Source organism: Serratia sp. MMO-28 (assembly GCF_037199905.1).
GTDB classification, from domain to species: Bacteria; Pseudomonadota; Gammaproteobacteria; order Enterobacterales; family Enterobacteriaceae; genus Chania; species Chania oryzae.
Genome location: NZ_JBBCVB010000068.1, coordinates 1 through 1,453 on the forward strand (window position 1 = coordinate 1; position 1,453 = coordinate 1,453).

At 61.8% G+C, this 1,453-nt stretch carries 1 pseudogene; it reads right to left on the reverse strand.

The window, feature by feature from the left end:
* Positions 1 to 1,453, reverse strand: a pseudogene (locus WG891_RS26535) (autotransporter outer membrane beta-barrel domain-containing protein); the annotation flags it as partial.

The following is a 1,453-nucleotide window of genomic DNA, read 5'->3' on the forward strand; positions in this document are numbered from 1 at the left end:
GCTCAATGAATTATTCAGCGCGGTCAACGCGCCCCCCTCAAAGGCGTTAAAGTTCAGGGTGCTGCCGCTGCCAATGCTGACGCCACCGGTGCCCAGATTGGCGTTCTGCGAAACGGTCAGGGTACTGCTGCCTATCAGGTCAAACAGGCCGGCAAAGCTGCTGTTAGTGCCGGTGAGGGTGGTGTTGGACGCATTGCTGAGTTGCACAGTAGAATCCAATACTCCGCTCAGCGTATTCGCGAGAGTCCCCGCAACGCCATTCAGCAACAGTTGTGAGGTGGCATCGGCCAGATTGACGCGGGCCGCCGAGGTCCCCAGATTATCGGCCGTGCTGACCGTCAGGGCACCGTTCGCATCGATAACGTGGGTGCCGCTGAAGGCGTTGCTGCCGCTCAGGGTCACCGCCGCGCCGGTATTGATGGTCCCAGCACCGCTCAGCACGTTGGCGAGCGTGTCTGCGGCGTTCAGGTTCAACGTACCGCCGACATCCACCTCACTGGTGCCCAGGGCATTCGCCACGTTCGCGGTGACGGAGGCTCCCGATGCAATATGGGTGGTGGCTGACAGACCGCCGTTGGCCGCGCTCAGCGCCAAATCTCCGCCGTTCACGTTCAGCGTGCCCGCCCCGGTCAAGCCGCCAGGGGCGGTCGACGTGCCCCCTGACGACAGGTTCAGCGTACCGCCTGCCAGATCGAGCACCCCGGTGTTGGTCAGCAGTCCGCTGCTCAACACGCCCGGATCGAGCGTGACCGTGCCCAGGTTGGTGAGTGCCCCCACCGTCTGGCTGAAGTTATTGGTATTGAAACCGGCTCCGCTGGCCACCGTCAGCAATGAGGTGGCGCCAAAGGCATTGTTGCTGCCCAGCAGCACATCGCCGCCGCTTATCGTGGTGCTACCGGTGTAGTTGTTCTGGCTGTTGGTGACGGTCAGAGCCCCGTTGCTGGCATCAAAGGCAACGCCGCCCACCCCGGTCAGTTGCGCAGTCAGATTTTTGTTGGAGTCCGGGCTGGCATCGGTGGCAATAATCAGGGCATTAGGATTGTCCAGCAGCAGGTTAATCGCACTCAGACCATAGTTCAGGTACAGGCCAGAAGCGCTGGCACCGTCGGTGTTGGACAGCGCGTAATTATAGGTCGCATCCGCCACATGCACCGTATTCTGGTTGATGGCAGAGATTAACCCCAGTGGCGTTACCGCCACACCGTCAATCGTCAGCGTTAAGGTATCGGCCCCGCTGGCCGTGGTGGCGCTGATCAACTGCATCGCCGTCGCCCCGCGGTTCTGATCCAGGATCGACAGGTTCGGTGGCACCACCGGTGGCGTATTGTCCCAGGAACTCCCCCCCACCAGATTGATGGTGCCGCCGTTAGCGGCCAGGGTCTGAGCTGTAATGGTGCTCTCGGCGCTAGACAGTGGCGCACCGCCGGTAAAGTTCAGCGTACCGCCGTCGAGC